Annotated in this window: 16 protein-coding genes; 3 read left to right on the plus strand and 13 right to left on the minus strand. The window is 69.6% G+C overall.

Annotated features, from left to right (window positions below; translation table 11 throughout):
- Positions 1–105 precede the first annotated feature (105 nt).
- From arfB to AZOLI_RS30310, 6 genes are all read right to left on the minus strand, one after another.
- Positions 106–525, minus strand: coding sequence for an alternative ribosome rescue aminoacyl-tRNA hydrolase ArfB (arfB, locus tag AZOLI_RS07945; RefSeq protein ID WP_014248092.1), 420 nt, complete (start codon positions 523–525; stop codon positions 106–108).
- Positions 522–1,424 carry a 16S rRNA (adenine(1518)-N(6)/adenine(1519)-N(6))-dimethyltransferase RsmA gene (rsmA, locus tag AZOLI_RS07950; RefSeq protein ID WP_014248093.1) on the minus strand — a complete coding sequence of 301 codons (903 nt, stop codon included), beginning with the start codon at positions 1,422–1,424 and terminating at the stop codon, positions 522–524. The genes arfB and rsmA overlap by 4 nt, the downstream gene beginning before the upstream one ends.
- Before the next feature lie 56 nt (positions 1,425–1,480).
- Positions 1,481–1,789, minus strand: coding sequence for an AzlD family protein (locus AZOLI_RS07955; RefSeq protein ID WP_014248094.1), 309 nt, complete (start codon positions 1,787–1,789; stop codon positions 1,481–1,483).
- Positions 1,782–2,516, minus strand: a complete 735-nt coding sequence (locus AZOLI_RS07960) for an AzlC family ABC transporter permease (protein WP_044549864.1) — start codon at positions 2,514–2,516, stop codon at positions 1,782–1,784. Before AZOLI_RS07960 ends, AZOLI_RS07955 begins: the two co-directional genes overlap by 8 nt.
- Positions 2,517–2,526: 10 nt before the next feature.
- Positions 2,527–3,411, minus strand: coding sequence for an AraC family transcriptional regulator (locus AZOLI_RS07965; RefSeq protein WP_014248096.1), 885 nt, complete (start codon positions 3,409–3,411; stop codon positions 2,527–2,529).
- Between the two features lie 78 nt (positions 3,412–3,489).
- Positions 3,490–5,040 (minus strand): tetratricopeptide repeat protein, encoded by a 1,551-nt coding sequence (locus AZOLI_RS30310; protein ID WP_014248097.1) that lies wholly within the window; start codon positions 5,038–5,040, stop codon positions 3,490–3,492.
- A gap of 169 nt (positions 5,041–5,209) precedes the next feature.
- On the opposite strand from AZOLI_RS30310, the gene AZOLI_RS07975 reads away from it, so the two are divergent.
- A complete protein-coding gene (locus tag AZOLI_RS07975) occupies positions 5,210–5,719 on the plus strand; it encodes a DUF4405 domain-containing protein (RefSeq protein WP_244442458.1) in 510 nt (169 codons plus the stop codon).
- 3 nt (positions 5,720–5,722) lie between these two features.
- On the opposite strand, the gene AZOLI_RS07980 is transcribed toward AZOLI_RS07975, so the two are convergent.
- The 6 genes from AZOLI_RS07980 to AZOLI_RS08005 all read right to left on the minus strand — a co-directional run bounded on the left by AZOLI_RS07980 (position 5,723) and on the right by AZOLI_RS08005 (position 14,423).
- Positions 5,723–9,187, minus strand: a complete 3,465-nt coding sequence (locus tag AZOLI_RS07980; RefSeq protein WP_014248099.1) for a DEAD/DEAH box helicase — start codon at positions 9,185–9,187, stop codon at positions 5,723–5,725.
- A 188-nt stretch (positions 9,188–9,375) separates the two neighbouring features.
- The gene (locus AZOLI_RS07985; protein WP_014248100.1) at positions 9,376–10,041 is read right to left on the minus strand and encodes a phosphatase PAP2 family protein; all 666 of its coding nucleotides are present in this window, start codon (positions 10,039–10,041) and stop codon (positions 9,376–9,378) included.
- Positions 10,042–10,142: 101 nt separating this feature from the next.
- Complete coding sequence (locus AZOLI_RS07990; protein ID WP_014248101.1) at positions 10,143–11,537, minus strand: PleD family two-component system response regulator; 1,395 nt, start codon at positions 11,535–11,537, stop codon at positions 10,143–10,145.
- A 42-nt stretch (positions 11,538–11,579) separates the two neighbouring features.
- Positions 11,580–11,987: a response regulator gene (locus tag AZOLI_RS07995; RefSeq protein WP_014248102.1), complete on the minus strand. Its 408-nt coding sequence runs from the start codon at positions 11,985–11,987 to the stop codon at positions 11,580–11,582.
- 477 nt (positions 11,988–12,464) lie between these two features.
- Positions 12,465–13,181 carry a GGDEF domain-containing protein gene (locus AZOLI_RS08000; protein ID WP_014248103.1) on the minus strand — a complete coding sequence of 239 codons (717 nt, stop codon included), beginning with the start codon at positions 13,179–13,181 and terminating at the stop codon, positions 12,465–12,467.
- A 240-nt stretch (positions 13,182–13,421) separates the two neighbouring features.
- Complete coding sequence (locus tag AZOLI_RS08005; protein WP_014248104.1) at positions 13,422–14,423, minus strand: 2-hydroxyacid dehydrogenase; 1,002 nt, start codon at positions 14,421–14,423, stop codon at positions 13,422–13,424.
- A gap of 109 nt (positions 14,424–14,532) precedes the next feature.
- Here AZOLI_RS08005 and AZOLI_RS08010 point away from each other — a divergent pair, with 109 nt between their 5' ends.
- Entirely contained in the window at positions 14,533–15,390 is an 858-nt protein-coding gene (locus tag AZOLI_RS08010) for a cell envelope integrity EipB family protein (RefSeq protein WP_014248105.1), read from the plus strand.
- 171 nt (positions 15,391–15,561) lie between these two features.
- Positions 15,562–15,789, plus strand: a complete 228-nt coding sequence (locus AZOLI_RS08015) for a hypothetical protein (protein ID WP_014248106.1) — start codon at positions 15,562–15,564, stop codon at positions 15,787–15,789.
- Between the two features lie 173 nt (positions 15,790–15,962).
- Here the strand turns inward: AZOLI_RS08015 and AZOLI_RS08020 are convergent, their stop codons facing one another.
- The gene (locus AZOLI_RS08020) at positions 15,963–17,282 is read right to left on the minus strand and encodes a replication-associated recombination protein A (protein ID WP_014248107.1); all 1,320 of its coding nucleotides are present in this window, start codon (positions 17,280–17,282) and stop codon (positions 15,963–15,965) included.
- Position 17,283: the final 1 nt, after the last annotated feature.

The raw sequence follows: 17,283 nt of genomic DNA on the forward strand, positions 1-17,283 counted from the left end.
ACGGGGGAATGTTTCGCGGGCAAGCTATGGGCAAAGGCTGGCACGGGATGGTTGAACCGTCCAATGCGCCTGCCTCATGGCGGGCATGCCCATTGCGGCCCCGGATCAGTCGTTAACGTTCCCGCGCATCTTCTTCACCTCCGACCGCTTGGCCTTGCCCTCCAGCCGCCGCTCCTTCGAGCCCTTGGTCGGTTTGGTCGGGCGGCGGGGCGGCGGCGGTGGGGCGGCGGCGTCGCGGATCAGGTCGATCAGGCGCTCGCGGGCATCTTCCCGGTTGCGGATTTGCGAGCGGTGGCGGTCGGCCACCAGGATCAGCACGCCGTCCTGGGTCAGTCGGGAGCCGGCGAGCCGTTCCAGCCGGTAACGCACCGGATCGGGCAGATTGGGCGAGCGGCGCACGTCGAAGCGCAGCTGGACCGCCGACTCCGTCTTGTTGACATGCTGGCCGCCGGGGCCGGAGGCGCGGACGAATTCCTCCTGCAGCTCGCTTTCGTCCAGGCTGATTCGGGGGGTGACCCTGATCATTCAACCCTCTCCGACGGTGGCTCCAGCGGATTCCGGGCACGGAAGGCGCGGGCGAGCGCGGCGAAGCCGGCGACGTCGATCTCCTCCGCCCTTGCGGTCGGGGTCAGGCCGGTTTCCTCTAGCAGGGCTTCGGCATTGCCCAGCGACTTCAGGCTCTGGCGCAGCATCTTGCGGCGCTGGCCGAAGGCGGCGGCGGTGACCTGCTCCAGCGCGCGCCAGTCGGCCGGCTCCGGATTGGCCCGCGGGGTCAGGTGGACGACCGTCGATTCGACCTTCGGCGGCGGGGTGAAGGCGCGCGGCGGCAGGTTGAACAGCACGCGGGCGTCGGAACGCCATTGGGTGATGACCGACAGCCGGCCATAGGCCTTGCTGCCCGGCTTGGCCACCAGCCGGTCGGCGACCTCCTTCTGGAACATCAGCGTCAGGCTGACATAGGCCTCGATCCGCGCCAGCCAGCCGAGCAGAAGCGGCGTCGCGACGTTGTAGGGAAGGTTCGCGACGATGGCGCGCGGGGCGGGCGCCAATTCCTCCGGGTCCACCGTCAGGGCGTCGGCCTCGACGATGGACAGCCGGCCCTGGGACGCTTCGATCACGTCCTGCAGCGCCTCGATGAAGCGGCGGTCGCGTTCGATGGCGATGACCTTCACCGCGTCGGTCGCCAGCAGCGCGCGGGTCAGACCGCCGGGACCGGGGCCGACCTCGATGGCGGTGGTGCCGGCCGGCAGATTGGCCGAGCGCGCGATCCGCCCCGTCAGGTTCAGGTCGAGCAGGAAGTTCTGCCCCAGCGCCTTGCGCGCCTCCAGCCCGAAGCGCGCGATCACGTCGCGCAGCGGCGGCAGGGCGTGCGGGTCGAAAGCGGCGGCGGCGGGAGCGGCGGGGGCGGAGATCGGGTCGGTCATTCCCGACTTATAGGCATCCCCCGCGCGCTTCACCAGACGGCAGTTTGCAACAGTTGCTACAGCAGGCGGCGCAGCAGCACGACGGCGACCACGCCACCCGCCACCGCCACCACCATAGGCACCCGCCGGGCGATCAGGCAGACGAAGGCGGCGGCCAGCGCGTCGGACGGGCGCGACAGGGCGGCGGGCGTCACCAGCGCCACCAGCACCGCGCCCGGCGTTGCCTCCAGCGCGGCACTCGCCGCCGGACCCAGCTGCACCCGCGCGATCAGCCACGGCCCGCCGATCCGGGTCATCCAGGTGACCAGCGCCCCGCCCAGCACGATGGCGAAGACGTTCCAGTCCAGATGCAGCGACTCAAGCATTGGGCGCCCTCCCCTGCCACTTGGCTTGAACGGCGGCGACGGCGCCGCCGGCCAGCGCACCGGCGATGATGTGCCAGGTCCCGCCGGGCGACAGCGCATGGACGGCCAGCGCGGCGGCGGCACTCGCCAGCCAGGGCGGCAGCGAGCCGACACCGCGCCAGAATCCGGCGAGCAGGCAGAGGAAGACGGCGATGAAGGTGAAATCCAGCCCCCAGGCGGCGGGATCGGCGATCAGGGCACCGGCCAGCGTCCCGGCCACCGTGCTGGTCAGCCACGCCAGATACAGCGTCGCCGCCACCCCGTACCAATAGGCCAGCGTCAGTTCCGGCCCGCGGCGCAAGGCCAGCGCCCATTGCTCGTCGGTCATGAAGAACAGCGCCAGACCGGCCCGCGCGCGCGGGATGCCGCGGAAGCGCGGCTCCAGCGTCGCCCCCATCAGCAGGTGGCGCAGGTTGACCAGCAGGATCGCGCCGACCACCGCCAGCGCGGCGCTGCCCCCGCTCCCATTCTTGTCCAGCAGTTCGACCGCGACGAACTGGGAACTGCCGGCGAAGACCAGCGCGCTCATCAGCCCCATGTCGAGCGCCGACAGCCCGGCCTTGGCGGCGAGGCTGCCCAGCAGGAAGCCAAAGGGAACCGCGCCCGCCACGATGGGCAGGCAATGGACGATACCCGCCGCGAATTCCTGCCGCGGGGATGCCGGGATGGTGATGCTTTCCATACTCATGTGCGGCAAGCTAGACGGCGGCGGCGGGCGCGTCTTGGATGGGATTGCTGCCGCGCCGGTATTGGCCGGGGGAGACGCCGACCCGGCCCTTGAACACCCGGTTGAAATGCGCCTGATCGCAGAAGCCGCAGGCCAGCGCCACATCGGCCAGCGGCAGCGGCCCGATCAGCATCCGCTTGGCTTGCGCGACCCGGCGGTCGGTCAGATAGCCGTGCGGGGTCGTTCCCACCGCCGCGCGGAAGACGCGCAGCAGATGGAAGCGGCTGAGCCCCGCCGCCTCGGCGAGATCGGCCAGTTCCACCGCACTGTCAAGATGGGCGTCCAGATACTCCCGCGCGCGGCGAACGGCTGCCGGTTCCTGCCCCGCCTCGCGCGGGCGGGCGGTCAGGTCGCCATGGCGCAGGGCCAGCGCGGTGAAGGCGCGCAGTGCGTCGGTGTCGGTGCGCAAGGGTTCGCGATGTGGCCCCTCCAGCCCGTGGTGCAGGCCGCGCAACAGCTGGAACAGTTCCGGGTCGTCGAGTTCGGTCGCGGCGAAATGCGGCGTGACGGGGCGGCCGAGCGCGTCGGCCATCGCCTGCTCGAACAGGGCCACCGACGGGTAGAACATGCGGTAGGCATAGCCGTCCTCGGCCGGGCGGCCGTCGTGCAGAATCTCCGGGTCGAGCACCACGACCTGCCCGGCCCGCGCCACCCGTTCGGCACCGCGGCAGCGATACAACTCGGTTCCGGCGGTGATGACGCCGACCACATAGGTCTCATGCGTGTGCGGCGCATAGATGTGGCGCTGGAAACGGGCGTTCAGGCACTCCATGCCGTCGAAGCGCGCTTCCCGCCACAGCCGGGCGAAGTCGCCGTGGGCCGCCGGAGTCTCCAACAGTGCGGATTGCTGGTCCATGCCGCAGTCTAACAGGCAGGAGAGGCGCTCGTCTTGGATAGGATTGCTGGGACAGGATTGCCGGGACAGGATCGCGGCCTACCCCACGCGCCGGCCGACGGCATGTTCCGCCGGGTCGCCGGGATGGTCGGGGAACGGGACGCCATGGCCGGGCTGGTGGCTGTCATGGACCAGACAGGCATCGGCGATCAGCGGCCACAGGTGGGAACGGAGAAAGCGCTGGTCCTGCCAGCGGTCGGCCTCCGCCGCGGCGAAGCTTGCGGTCAACGGTTCCAGCGGCGGCAGCAGCCCGGCAACCCCGCCCCACATGCCGGCCAGCATCAGTTCGCTGTGCAGCGGGTGGTCGCGCATGACGTGGAAGGGCTTGCCGGAGGCGATCCATGCCTCGACCGCCGCTCGCTCGCGCGGACCGACCCGCGAATCGCAGTCACGGCAGACGAAACGGCGGACGGTCGGATCGTCGGAGGCCAGGAAGCGCCAATAGAGGCCGCTGACCGGACCGCTGCCGGGCGGCATGACCACCCGTTCCGCCCCCAGCGCATCCAGCTCCGCCAGAATCTCCGGCGGCACGCTGTCGTCGTGGTAGATCCGGCAGGTCCAGCCGGGATAGACCGACCGCACCAGCCGGGCATTCTCCACCGCGCCGTGGCGGTAGATGTCGGCCGTCCCCCACAGGCTGAAGGCCACCACGTCGCGGATTCGTCCCTCCGGGGCGGCGGGACGGTCGCGAAGCCGCTGCAGGGCAAGCGCCGCGCCCTCCTGCGCCGCGATCCGCGCCTTCATCGCGAGGAGCCTGTCGCCCTGGGCCAGCGCCTCCGCCTCCCGGTAGGACTGGAAGAGAAGGATGGCGAGGTTCTCGCGCGCGTCGAGAAAATCGGGCGCCAGCGCCACCGCCCAGCCCATGATGGCAGCCGCCCGCTCCAGCGCCGCCAGATCCAGGCCCGCTGCCCGCCGGGTCAGGACGCCGAGGTTGAAGAGCGCCCCGACATGGTCGGGCTGCAGCGCCAGCGCATGCCGGTAGCAAGCCAGCGCATCCTCCGCCCGTCCGGCGCGGGAGAGGGCGTTGCCGAGTTGGAACAGCCGCTCCGCCGTCGGCGGCTCCACATCTATCAGGCGCGACAGGTCGGCGACCGCCTCCTCCGCCCGGCCCCGTTCCAGCCGGTGGATGCCGCGCAACTCCAGAAGCAGGGCCAGCCGTTGCCGGGTCTCGCCGTCCTGCGGGTCGAGCCTCAGGGCCCGGCCCAGCGCGTCGATGGCGGCGCCGGTGTCGCCCGTCATCTGCGCCGCCACGCCGAGCAGAGCCAGCGCCGCCGCGTCTTCTGGCCGCAGGGCGGCGGCGCGGCGCTGGCCGACCATGGCCTCCGCCGGAAGCCCGAGCGCCAGATAGATCTTGCCGAGGTCGCGGTGGTAATCGGCGATGTCCGGCTGGGCGCGAACCGCCGCGGCGATCCGCGGCGCCGCGTCCTGCAGGCGGCCGGTCTGTGCCAGCAGCATGCCCAGCAGATGGGACGCGGCATGCGTTGCGGGAGCGGCGGCGAGGATGCGGCCATAGAGGGTTTCCGCCTCCCGCAGCCGCCCGGCCCCGTGATGGTCGATTGCGACCCGCAAGGCTTCCTGAACCGAGGCCATGACACTCCCCAAACACATCGCGGACACTGACGGACGAAGCCTGCCGATAGCATGGCGGCCGGCGCGTTACACACTGTTACACAGCCGCACCCCGCCGGATATTGTCCAGTTACAGTCGCGCGCGATCATGGCCGCCAACAAGAACGACACCGGATCGAAGGCGCCTGCCATGACCGTTTCCAAGACCATGACCCGCGACGTGGTCACCCCCGTCACCATCGTCACCTTCGTCGTGTCCACCGTGACCGGCATCATGCTGCTGCTGCACTGGAACACCGGGCTGGTGCGCTTCTCCCACGAATGGCTGAGCGTGGTGTTTTCCGCCATCGCGCTCTGGCATCTGGTGAAGAACTGGCGCGCCTTCGTCGGCTATCTGAAGCGGTACGCCGCCCAAGCCGCCTTCGTCGCCAGCATCGTCGTGTCGGTGGTCTTCACCGGCATGACCGGCACCACCGGCGGCGGCGGCGTCAATCCGGGCGCGGTGTTCGGCGCGCTGTCGAGCGCCACGCTCGAAGCGGCGGCGCCGGCGCTGGGGCTGCCCGCCGACAAGGCGGTGGAGGTGCTGAAGGCCGCCAACATCGAAGCTGCACCGGGCGAGACGCTGACCGCCATCGGCGAACGCGCCGGCAAGACCGGGGCGGCGGTCGCCAGCCTGCTGGCTGCCAAACGGCCGCTCTGACGCCTACTCCTCCTCGCCGTCGCCGAGCAGATAATCGATGTCGCCACCGTCGAGAGCGCTGACCAGCCCCTTGCCCTCGATGGTGGCGGCGGACAGGCTGCCCTTGCGGCGCTGCAGGTCGAGGATGCGTTCCTCCACCGTGTTGGCGGCGATCAGTTTGTAGACGAAGACCGGCTTGTCCTGGCCGATGCGATAGGCGCGGTCGGTCGCCTGATCCTCGGCGGCGGGGTTCCACCAGGGATCGTAATGGATCACCGTGTCGGCGGCGGTCAGGTTCAGGCCGCGGCCGCCGGCCTTCAGGCTGATGAGGAAGACCGGAACCTCGCGGTTCTGGAAGCGGTTCACCGGCTCGGCGCGGTCCAGCGTGCGGCCGGTCAGCTCGACATAGGGAACCGCCGCCTTCTCCAACTCCAGCTTGATCAGGTCGAGCATGGTGGTGAACTGCGAGAAGATCAGGATGCGGCGGCCTTCCGGCACCATCTCCTTCACCATCTCGGTCAGGGCGGCCAGCTTGGCGCTGTGGCGCCCCTTGCCGCCACCGACCCCGCCCAGCGATTTCAACAGGCGCGGGTCGCAGCAGACCTGACGCAGCTTCAACAGCGCGTCGATCACCGCGATGGCGTTCTGGCCCAGCCCCTTGCCGCTGGCGGCCAGCGCCGCGCGCACCGTCTCGTTCACCGACAGGCGGATGGTCTCGTAGAGGTCGCGCTGGTCGCGGTCGAGGTCGATGCGCACCACCACCTCGGTCTTCGGCGGCAGCTCCTTCGCCACCGCCTCCTTGGTGCGGCGGAGCAGGAAGGGGCGGATGCGGCGCATCAGCAGGTTGGCGCGGGTGTTGTCGCCGCGCTTTTCGATGGGCACGCGGTAGCGCTTGCCGAACTCCTTGCGGTCGCCCAGCAGGCCGGGCATCAGGAAGGCGAACTGGCTCCACAGCTCGCCCAGATTGTTCTCCACCGGCGTGCCGGACAGGCAGAGCCGGTGCCGGGCGGGCAGCGCCGCCACCGCGCGGGTCGCCTTGCCGTCGGGATTCTTGATCGCCTGCGCTTCGTCCAGAACGATCATGTGCCAGGTCAGCCGCTTCAGCAGGTCGATGTCGCGCGCCACCACGCCATAGGTGGTCACCACGATGTGGGCACGGTCGAGCTCGGCCAGCTTGCCGTGGCGGTCGACGCCATGCAGCACCACCACCCGCAGGTGGGGAGTGAAGCGTTCCGATTCCGCCACCCAGTTGGGCACGAGGCTGGTCGGCACCACCACCATGCAGGGCTCGGTCAGCCGGCCCTCATGCTCCTCCATCGCGATGTGGGCCAGCGTCTGGGCGGTCTTGCCCAGCCCCATGTCGTCGGCCAGGATGCCGGCGACGTTGTTGGCGCGCAGGCTCTGCATCCAGGCGAGGCCGCCGCGCTGGTAGTCGCGCAGCTCGCCCCGGAAGCCCGGCGGCGGCGCCATGTCGCCGGGCATCTCGTCGGCGCGCAGGCGCTGGAGATAGCCGTCGATCTGCGCCGTCTCGTCGCCGCGCCGGGCGATCAGGTCGTCGATGTCCAGCAGGGAATCGGCCTCGGCCAGCGGCACCTTCAGCCGGTCGCCGCTGCTGCGCCCGCTGTCCAGCATGGCTTCCAGAACGCTGAGCAGCCGCTCGATGCGCTCGGCCGGCAGGGCCAGGACGTTGCCGTCGTCCAGCACGATATGGGCGCGGCCGTCGATGATGCGGGTGGTCGACAGGCCGCCCTTCTCCACCAGCCGGGCGAGGATGGGCAGCAGCGGCTGGCGCACGCCGTCGATCTCGACGCCGACATCCAGGTCGAACCAGCCGTCGCCGGCGTCGCGCACCGCGACCTCCACCTCGGCCCCCGGCTCGATCACCTTGGTGCCGAAATCGGCGCCGACCTCCATGATCCAGCCGGCCTTGGTCAGGGCCGGGACCTCGGTGGCGAGGAAATGCTGCCAGCGCTCCTCCACGTCGCGGCCGGTCAGCCAGTGGACCCGCGCACCGCGGGCGTTGAGCGCGCCCTTCGGCGGCTCGATCCGCGCCTGGGCGAAGCCGAGGCCGGACAGACGGTCCAGCGCCGCCTGCTCGTCGGCCTTGTCGCGGCGGACGAAGGTGACGTCGCCGAACTCGTCCTCGTAGCGGGCGAACTGGCGCTGGTCGTCGGGCTCGATCTCAACCGGGCGGCCGGCTTCGCCATAGTCGAAGGACAGGCGCAGCACGTCGACCAGCCCGTCGGCCGGCGTCACCACCCGGCCCAGCCGCGCGATGATGCGCGGCGACCGCTCGACGATGGCCGCGGCGTCGGCGGCGCCGCTGCGCACGCCGGGAATGGCGTTGTCGCGGAAGTTGGAACCCGGCATCGGCGGCGGCGCTGTGATGCGCGGCATCGACGCGACATTGCCGCGCGACGGGCCGAACAGGCGGGACGGCGTCGATTTGGACGGAACCGGCGGCGGGACCGGCGCGGGCGGCACCGGCTTGGCCTTCGGCACCTCCACCACCTGGAGATCGACCGGGAAGACGGTGCCGGTGGCGCTGTCGACGCACCAATAGGACTGGCCCTTCACCAGCACGCTGCGTTCGGGCAGGCCGGTGGGGCGCAGCTTGCGGGTGGCGGGATCGCGGAAGGTGCGGACGGTGCGGCCCGGCGCCTCGGCCAGCGGGGTGCCGTCGCGCCAGCGCAGCCGCCCGGTGGAAAGCAGGCGGCGCAGCAGGCGGTCCACCGCCTCCCCCCGGCTCTTGGCGACGGGGGTGCGCTCGGTCCCGCCGCCGCCGAGCAGGCGGGCGATGGCACGGTCGGCGTCGCCGTCGAGCGAGCGCGGCGCCTTCGCCAACACGTCGCGCGGGGTGGCGGGGCTGCTGTCGGCCGATCCCTCCGCCACGAACTCCGCCAGGATGTAGCAGGCGACGTCGCCCTGCCCCGGCTCCAGCGTCCAGCGCAGGCTGCGCACCGGCTCGGGCTTCGGCGCGGTCGGCGAAGGGGGAGGAGGCGCGACGTTGCGGATCGGCGGCGGGACCGGCGCGCGGACCAGCGACAGCGGCGGTTTGGGTGCGGGAGGAGACGGGGGTGCGACAGCAGGAACTGGAGGAGGAGGCGGGGGTGGCGCGATCGGCGCCTTCACGTCGGCGACGTCGAACAGCGAGGCACGGCGCCATTCCGGGCGGCTTTCCAGCGCCAGCATCGCCGCCGCCGCCATATGGGCGCAAGCGTTGCGGCCGCAGGTGCAGCTGCGGTCGAGCACGACGCCGCGCTTGCCCTGCACCGGGTACACCGTCACCCCCAGCCGGCGGCCGAGGTCGCTGACCTCCGCCTTGATCCGGTCGCCGCCGGGGGGGCCCAGCGTCACCGCACCGGTCATCATCAGCGTGCGGCCGCGTTGCAGCGTCTTGGCATCGAAGACGCGCGTCAGGTCCTCCTGGGCGAAGGGGACGGCGGCGCCACCCGAAGGGCCACGCGGCAGGGCATCGAATAGCGACATGCGGTGCGGAAGTGACCTGGCCGGAACGGAACAGAAACGGGGCGTCGGTATAGGACCTTGCGCCGTGGGACGCAAGCCCCTGGCTCACGCTTGCGGGGGTGCCGGGCTTCCGGGGGCTGGAACCTCCGGGTCACGCGCGACCGCCCGTCATACCACAGGACGCCGCCGGCTTCATCCCGATTGGTGGCTTATCCGCGGGTGCCTGGGAAGACCCGGCCGGCCAGCTCGCACAGTCCGGCGCCGCTGCCGAAATGGTATGCCACGCGGCGGATGGTCCCCTCGACGAAGGAGGGGTCGCCGGCATGGACCAGCAGGGCGAGGCCGAGCGCCAGCGCCCCCAGCAGCCAGGGCGACACGCGCAGGCGCGGCGCGCCGTCCTTGCGGCTGGTCCACAGGAACAGCAGGACCGACAGGCCGCCGATCAGCAGACCGGCCACCACCTCCGCACCCGAATGGGCCGACACCGCGACACGGGACACGCCGATGGCCAGCACCAGCGCGACCGCCGCCAGCGGCAGCCCGACCCTGAGCCAGACGGAGCCGGCGTTGCGCGCCGCCAGCGCCGCCACCGATCCGTAGAAGACGGCGGCGAAGGCGGCATGACCGCTGGGGCTGACGAAGCGGTCGCCGGCGAACAGCGAGGGAAACAGCGGAAAGTCAGGCAGGCCGCAGCCATGCCCCACCAGCTTCAGCACCACCATGGCACCGAGGCAGAGCGACAGCGCCAGCAGCCAGCGCAGCGCCAGCGGCGCCGAATGGTGCCGCCAGAGGGCGGTGGCGTAGAGGGCGGAAAGCGGAACGAGAAGGCTGCTGCTGCCCAGATGGGTGATGGCGCCGCTGGCGGTGGCGAACATCGGGACCCCGTGGATGGCGGTGGAGGGAACGGCTCTGCCAGATGGTGCGGCGCAGCACGGACAGCAAGGGGACTAAAAAGGGGTGCGGATGTCCCGTCCCCTTACCCCTCCACCCGATCGGCGCGCGCGTCGGCGATGACGCAATTGCGGCCCGACCGCTTCGCCTCGTACAGCGCCTCGTCGGCGCGGCGGATCAGTCCCTCGGCGGTGTCGCCCAGCCGGCCGCCGATGGAGATTCCGATTGAGACGGTCACGTTGATCTCGCCGCGGTCGGCCGACACGGCGAAAGGGGTGTCGGCGATGCGCGAGCGCAGGCGCTCGGCGACGATCAGCGCGGCCTCCCCGTCGGTGTCCGGCAGGATGACCACGAACTCCTCGCCGCCCAGCCGGGCGACGAGATCGAAGGTGCGCAGGTTGCGGCTGGCGCGCGTCGACACCTCGCGCAGCACCTCGTCGCCGATGGTGTGGCCATAGGTGTCGTTCACGACCTTGAAGTGGTCGATGTCGAACATCAGCACCGACACCGGCTTGTGGCTGTCGATGGCGCGCTCCAGCAACCGCGGCAGATGGGCGTTGACGTAACGGCGGTTGAAGACGCCGGTCAGGCTGTCGGTCAGCGCCATCGACAGGCTCTGCTCGTAATTGGAGCGCAGCCGTTCCTGGTAGCGCTTGCGCCGGATCTGGGTGCGGGCGCGGGCCAGCAGCTCGTTCCGGTCGACCGGCTTGACGACATAGTCGTTGGCGCCGAGTTCCAGCCCTTTGGCCACCTGCGCCAGATCGCCCTCGTCCACCATCAGCAGGATCGGCACCTGCCGCGTCCGCTCGTGCGAGCGCAGCTGCGAACAGAGCCGCAGCCCATCCTCGTTCAGCAGGGTCAGACTGACCACCACGAGGTCCAGCTCGCTGCCCAGCGCGCGCTCCAGCGCCTTGGCGCAGGTGTCGGCCGACATCACCGTGTTGTGGTCGCGCCGCAGCGTCTCCGTCACCTTCTCCAGGTCGAGCATGGAATCCTCCAGCACCAGCACGGTTGCGTGCTCGAAGGATTCGCTCAGCATGGTGCCGCTGCGTTCGATGACGCCGAACTGGCCGGACGTGCTTTCGCGCAGGCGCCATTCGTCCATCATCATCTTCAGGCGGACCAGCGAGCGCACGCGCGCGAACAGCGCGATGTCATTCACCGGCTTGGTCAGGAAATCGTCGGCGCCGGCCTCCAGCCCGCGCACGCGGTCGGCGATGTCGGACAGCGCCGTCACCATCACCACGGGGATGTGCATGGTGGCGGGATCGGAGCGGATCTTCTCGCAAACCTCGAAGCCGTCCATGCCCGGCATCATCACATCCAGCAGGACGATGTCCGGCGATTCCCGCCGCACCATCTCCAGCGCGTCCGGCCCGTTGTACGCCGTCAGCACATTGAAGTACTCGCGCGTCAGTTTCGCCGCGAGCAGCTTCACATTGGGCAGGACGTCATCGACGACAAGGACACGCGCGGACATTGGAAGGTAAATTCCTGCAGAATTGCTACAGAGAAAACCGACTCACCCAAGAAACTTCTTGACGGTCTCGAGAAACTTCACGACTGAAATGGGCTTCGCCACATAATCCTCGCATCCGCCCTGACGGATCTTCTCCTCGTCACCCTTCATCGCGAAGGCGGTGACAGCGACGACGGGGATCGATTTCAGGTCCGGATCGTCCTTGATCCAGCGGGTGACCTCCAGCCCCGACACTTCGGGCAGTTGGATGTCCATCAGGATCAGGTCGGGACGGTGCTGCCGGGCCAGCCGCATCGCATCCATGCCGTCGCGGGTTTGCAGCGTGTCGTAGCCGTGCGCTTCGAGCAGGTCATGAAAGAGCTTCATGTTCAGCTCGTTGTCCTCGACGATGAGGACGGTCTTCGTCGGCTTACCACCGGCCAAGGATGGACCGCCCGGCTCCGCTGACATGCATCCTCCCCTGAGACTGGCCCCCGCCCTCACGCCGTCCGAAACCCGGTTGCGCCCGTCATTCGACCGTCGGGCAGCGGGAATCCGTGCGGCATTGCACTCCGGTATACCCCCTTTCTGAATAGGTCGCGACGGTTAAATAGTCGTTAGCCGGCCAATGGACGTCTTCCCTGAGGCTGTCCATCGCCCTGTCCGGATGGCAAGAAGCCGCCCGCGTCGGGGCGCGGGCGGCTTTGGTACAGCAATGATCAGGTAAAAGCGGGGTCTCCAACGCTGCAGAGTTATGGCATTTCGAGTTGGAGTATCGATTTCCGACGGAGATGCCCTTCTCCCCTTGCGGGAGAAGGGTTGGGATGAGGGGTGCGGCCGGCCACAAGGCCGGCGGAAGTATCAGTTCGCGCCCCCCTCACCCCAACCCCTCTCCCACAAGGGGAGAGGGGCTTGAGGAGCCGATCGGACGCAAAAGAGATTGTTTTGTCAGGCAACCCGCTTGGTCCGGCGCTTGGCGTCGCGGCGGCGGGCACCCTTGGCGCCGTACATCATGGCGTCGGCGCGGCGCATCACCTCGTCCTCGCTGTCCTCGGCACCATAGGGCTGGGTACCGACGGAGAAGCGGACCGGCAGGCTGTGCCCGCCCCATTCCACATGGGTGGCGTCGGCGATGGCCGCCAGCTGGCGGGCGCGGGCGAGGCCGGTGGCGGTATCGGTGTTGGTCAGCAGCACGGCGAACTCGTCGCCGCCCAGCCGGGCAACCACGTCCTCCTGGCGGACATTGCCGACGATCATGCGCGCGACCTGCCGCAGATAGGCGTCGCCGGCGACATGGCCGTGGGTGTCGTTGATCGCCTTGAACCCGTCCAGGTCGATCATGACCAGCAGGCCGCCGGCGGACCCGTTGCGGCGGGCCGACGCCAGTTCGCGGCGGAAGTGGCTGTAGAAGCCGCGCCGGTTCAAGAGGCCGGTCAGCTCGTCCGTCATCGTCAGGCTTTCGAGGTAGGCGATGCGCTCCTGCAACTCGGCGATCGTCTCCTTGGCCTCGGAGAGCAGCGCGATCGTCTCGTCCAGCGTCTGGCGCTCGGTCCCCCGCAGAAGCCCGACGCGCGAAGCCAGCGCGACCGGCGACCAGCCCACCGGCACGTCGAAACGGTCGGAGGCGTGATGCTTCAGGTCCAGGGCGGCGACGATGGCGTTCATGGGGTCGGCTCCTCTGATGAAGGTCGGAACACTTCGACCTCATATAAGCAACCACCGTGCCAACCCGGCGCACCCCGGAGATATCAAGCATTTTATCGATCGGCGGAGAATTGTGCCTGCCGATCACCGGCCGGGCATGGAGAGTCTTTCCCACCCGGCCGGCATCTTCTGCCCAGCGCCGCCCGTTGGAGGCAGGAAATCCCTGCCGGGCACCGTTCGGCACTGTCCGGTCGCGGTGGCTTACACCACCCGGTCGGGCGCCGGCCGGCCGGCCATCACCGCGTCGATGTTGTCCAGGGCCTTGAAGCCCATGGCGTTGCGCGTCTCCACCGTGGCGCTGCCCAGATGCGGAAGCAGGAAGGCGTTGGGCAGGTCGCGATAGCCGGGATGCAGGTTCGGCTCGTTCTCGAACACGTCGAGCCCGGCCGCCGCCAACCGTCCGCTCTTCAGCGCGGCGATCACCGCGGCGTCGTCCACCACGCTGCCGCGGGCGGTGTTGACCAGGATGGCCCCCGGCGGCAGCCGCCCGATCCGCTCGGTATTCAGCCAATGGCGGGTTTCCACCGTGGCGGGGAAGTGGAGCGACAGCACATCGCAGACCGGCAGCATCTCCTCCGGGTCGGCGTGGTAGGTGGCGCCCAGCTCCAGCTCCGGGGGCAGGCGGCGGCGGTTGCTGTAGTGGATCGCCATGCCGAAGGCGCGGGCGCGGGCCGCCACCGCCTGACCGATGCGGCCCATCCCGACGATGCCCAACCGCTTGGCCCCGACATGGGTTCCCATCAGCTGGGTCGGGGTCCAGCCGGTCCAGGCATTCGCCCGGATCATCCGTTCCCCCTCCGACGCGCGGCGCGCCGCACCCAGCAGGAGAAGCAGGGCGATGTCGGCGGTGGCGTCGGTCAGCACGTCGGGCGTGTTGGTGACGGTCAGGCCGCGGGCGCGCGCCGCCTCCAGGTCGATGTGGTCGGTCCCGACGGAGAAGGTCGCCAGCACCCGCACCCGCTCCGGCAGGGCGGCGATGGCGGCGGCGTCGAGCCGGTCGCCGGCACAGCACAGAACGGCGTCGGCCCCCGCCTCCGCGGCGCGGGCGGCGATCTCAGCCCCGCTGAACGCCCGGTCTTCCGGGTTGAGGACCGCCCGGTAATCGCGCGACGCCCGCGCCTCCACCGCATCGGGAAGGCGGCGGGTCAGCAGCACCACCGGACGGGCGGCGGTGTCCGGCGGGGTCTCGGCAGGGCTTGTCATTCCGGCTGTTCCCTTCCATTGATTAGGAATTGAGGGTGGCGGGTCTTTCGGACCGCGGCGAAAACACCCATACTTCACCCAGAGCCGTCAATCACCTGTGGATCCCGTCTTGCTCGACCGTCTCTCTGCCCTGCCGGCGACCGTCGGCACGGTCCTCGCCGCCACCGTCACCGCCGGTGCGCTCCTCGCGGCCACTCCCGTCCTGGCACAGCCGGCCGCCACCTCCATGGCGGCTGTCGCGGCCAAGATCCAGCCGCACCGGGCGATCTACGCCATGTCGCTGGGATCGGCACGCAACGGGTCGAAGGTCAGCGACGTCCGCGGCCGCATGATGTTCGAATGGGCCGACGCCTGCGACGGCTGGACGACGGAGCAGCGCTTCCAGCTGCGCTTCGTCTACAGCGAGGGCGACGACATGGCGATGAACACCAACTACACGACCTGGGAGGCGAAGAACGGCCTGCGCTACCGCTTCAACGTCCGCAAGCTGGTGAACGGCGAGCTGGACGAGGAGGTGCGCGGCGAGGCGAACCTCCAGGCCGACGGCGCTGGCAGCGCCCAGTTCACCAAGCCGGAACCGCAGGAGATGGAGCTGCCGGCCGGCACCATGTTCCCCACCGCCCACACGCTGGCGATCCTCGACCATGCCGAGCGGAACGAACCCTTCTTCACCCGCACCATCTTCGACGGATCGGACGCCGAGGGGCCGACCGAGGTGTCGACCGTCGCCGGCAAGCCGGGCGCCCCGAAGGAAGCCGGCAAGGATCCTCTGCTGAAGGTGGGCAAATCCTGGCCCGTCCGCATGGCCTTCTTCCCCCTGCAGAGCGATTCCGCGCAGCCGGAATATGAGATGAGCCTGCGCCTGCTGGAGAACGGCATCGCCGAGTCCATGCAGATCGACTATGGCGATTTCACCGTCAACGCCGTGCTGGAGAAGATCGAGGCGCTGCCCAAATCGGGCTGCTGAACGGGCGCCGGCCCGTGACAATCATACCCATGTCATCGCACCGGATGGAAAAACCGCGGTTTCCCTGTTGATCGCGACTCGTTGCTGCGCTTAACTGTGGGTTGAGTTTTGTGCAACAGGCCGACCTGTCCCCTCCTGGAGGACGGGCCGCCGTCCGAGGGTTTATCCGTCATGAGCAAGAAGCATGTCCAGATCGGGCAGGTTTTCCAACCGGTTGGCACGGCCGGCGGCCGCGGTTGGCGGGTGACGGCGACGGTCAACCTGCTGGGCATTCCCCACGCCCGCGTCGTCAGCACCGAAGACGATGGCGTATCCAAGACCCTGAGCTGCTCGGTCCTGGCCGACACCAGCCACTACCGCCTGATCGCATCGGCACCGCAGGGCGGGATGGCGGCGTAACGTTTCCGCCAAGAATCAAGGGTTTACAAGAGTACCCGGCCCCCTCCCTAACCCTCCCCCACCTTTGGTGGGAGAGGGGATAAGTGCCTATTTGGGAGAGCGGCGGCAGTCTCCTCCCCCACCCAGCGGGGGAGGATTAAGGTGGGGGTCTAACGCGGCAAGACGCAGCCCCCCTACTCCTCCCCCCGCCGCTCGCGCAGCTTGGCCCAATAATCGAGCCGCTTGCGCAGGTCGCGCTCGAATCCCCGCTCCACCGGCTGATAGAATTCGCGCCGTGCCATCCCCTCGGGGAAGTAGTTCTGGCCGGAGAACCCCTCCGCGGTGTCGTGGTCGTACTCATAGCCCTTGCCGTAGCCGATGGTCTTCATCAGCTTGGTCGGCGCGTTCAGGATATGCTTGGGCGGCATCAGCGAGCCGGTTTCCTTCGCCGCGCGCACCGACGCCTTGTAGGCGGTATAGCCGGCATTCGACTTCGGCGCCGTCCCCAGATAGATCACCAGCTGCGCCAGCGCCAACTCGCCTTCCGGGCTGCCGAGCCGCTCATAGGCTTCCCAGGCGGCGATGGCCTGGGTCAGGGCGTTGGGATCGGCCAGCCCGATATCCTCCACCGCGAAGCGGGTCAGCCGGCGGGCGATGTAGCGCGGATCCTCGCCGCCATCCAGCATGCGGCTGTACCAATAGAGCGCCGCATCGGTGTCCGATCCGCGCAGCGATTTGTGCAGGGCGCTGATGAGGTTGTAATGCCCCTCCTGCGCCTTGTCGTACAGCGGGGCGCGGCGCTGGATGGTGGCGGCAAGCGCGTTGGTGTCCAGCACCGTCTCGCCGGGCAGCGCGAACAGCTCCTCGCACAGGTTCAGGCAGAAGCGGCCGTCGCCGTCCGCCATCGCCTTCACCGCGGCGCGCGCATCGGCGTCCAGCGGCAGCGGGCGGCCCATCTCCACCTCCGCCCGCGACAGCAGCTTTTCCAGCGCCGCATCGTCCAGCCGGTTCAGCACGAACACCTGGGCCCGCGACAGCAAGGCCGCGTTCAGCTCGAAGGACGGATTCTCGGTGGTGGCGCCGACCAGCGTGACGGTGCCGTCCTCGACGAAGGGCAGGAAGCCGTCCTGCTGCGACCGGTTGAAGCGATGGATCTCGTCGATGAACAGCAGGGTCCCCTGCCCCGCCACCCGCCGGGCGCGGGCGGCGTCGAAGACCTTGCGCAGGTCGGCGACGCCGGAGAAGACCGCCGACAAGGGTTCGAAATGCAGGTCGGTGCTGTGGGCCAGCAGGCGGGCGATGGTGGTCTTGCCGCAGCCGGGCGGCCCCCACAGGATCATGGAGGCCAGCCGCCGCGCCGCGACCATGCGGCCGAGCGGCCCGTCGGGCTTCAGCAGATGGTCCTGTCCGACCACCTCGTCCAGCGTGCGCGGGCGCAGCCGGTCGGCGAGCGGGCGGGGAGCCGCCGACTCGAACAGGCCGGCACCCTCGCCCGACTCGCCGCGTTTCGCCATG

This window comes from Azospirillum lipoferum 4B (assembly GCF_000283655.1).
Lineage (GTDB): Bacteria > Pseudomonadota > Alphaproteobacteria > Azospirillales > Azospirillaceae > Azospirillum > Azospirillum lipoferum_C.

What these genes read in the sequence shown, in the direction of transcription:
- arfB (WP_014248092.1), bottom strand. Translation starts at nt 525, where the DNA reads ATGATCAGGGTCACCCCCCGAATCAGCCTGGACGAAAGCGAGCTGCAG.
- rsmA (WP_014248093.1), bottom strand. Translation starts at nt 1,424, where the DNA reads ATGACCGACCCGATCTCCGCCCCCGCCGCTCCCGCCGCCGCCGCTTTC.
- AZOLI_RS07955 (WP_014248094.1), bottom strand. Translation starts at nt 1,789, where the DNA reads ATGCTTGAGTCGCTGCATCTGGACTGGAACGTCTTCGCCATCGTGCTG.
- AZOLI_RS07960 (WP_044549864.1), bottom strand. Translation starts at nt 2,516, where the DNA reads ATGAGTATGGAAAGCATCACCATCCCGGCATCCCCGCGGCAGGAATTC.
- AZOLI_RS07965 (WP_014248096.1), bottom strand. Translation starts at nt 3,411, where the DNA reads ATGGACCAGCAATCCGCACTGTTGGAGACTCCGGCGGCCCACGGCGAC.
- AZOLI_RS30310 (WP_014248097.1), bottom strand. Translation starts at nt 5,040, where the DNA reads ATGGCCTCGGTTCAGGAAGCCTTGCGGGTCGCAATCGACCATCACGGG.
- AZOLI_RS07975 (WP_244442458.1), top strand. Translation starts at nt 5,210, where the DNA reads ATGACCGTTTCCAAGACCATGACCCGCGACGTGGTCACCCCCGTCACC.
- AZOLI_RS07980 (WP_014248099.1), bottom strand. Translation starts at nt 9,187, where the DNA reads ATGTCGCTATTCGATGCCCTGCCGCGTGGCCCTTCGGGTGGCGCCGCC.
- AZOLI_RS07985 (WP_014248100.1), bottom strand. Translation starts at nt 10,041, where the DNA reads ATGTTCGCCACCGCCAGCGGCGCCATCACCCATCTGGGCAGCAGCAGC.
- AZOLI_RS07990 (WP_014248101.1), bottom strand. Translation starts at nt 11,537, where the DNA reads ATGTCCGCGCGTGTCCTTGTCGTCGATGACGTCCTGCCCAATGTGAAG.
- AZOLI_RS07995 (WP_014248102.1), bottom strand. Translation starts at nt 11,987, where the DNA reads ATGTCAGCGGAGCCGGGCGGTCCATCCTTGGCCGGTGGTAAGCCGACG.
- AZOLI_RS08000 (WP_014248103.1), bottom strand. Translation starts at nt 13,181, where the DNA reads ATGAACGCCATCGTCGCCGCCCTGGACCTGAAGCATCACGCCTCCGAC.
- AZOLI_RS08005 (WP_014248104.1), bottom strand. Translation starts at nt 14,423, where the DNA reads ATGACAAGCCCTGCCGAGACCCCGCCGGACACCGCCGCCCGTCCGGTG.
- AZOLI_RS08015 (WP_014248106.1), top strand. Translation starts at nt 15,562, where the DNA reads ATGAGCAAGAAGCATGTCCAGATCGGGCAGGTTTTCCAACCGGTTGGC.
- AZOLI_RS08020 (WP_014248107.1), bottom strand. Translation starts at nt 17,282, where the DNA reads ATGGCGAAACGCGGCGAGTCGGGCGAGGGTGCCGGCCTGTTCGAGTCG.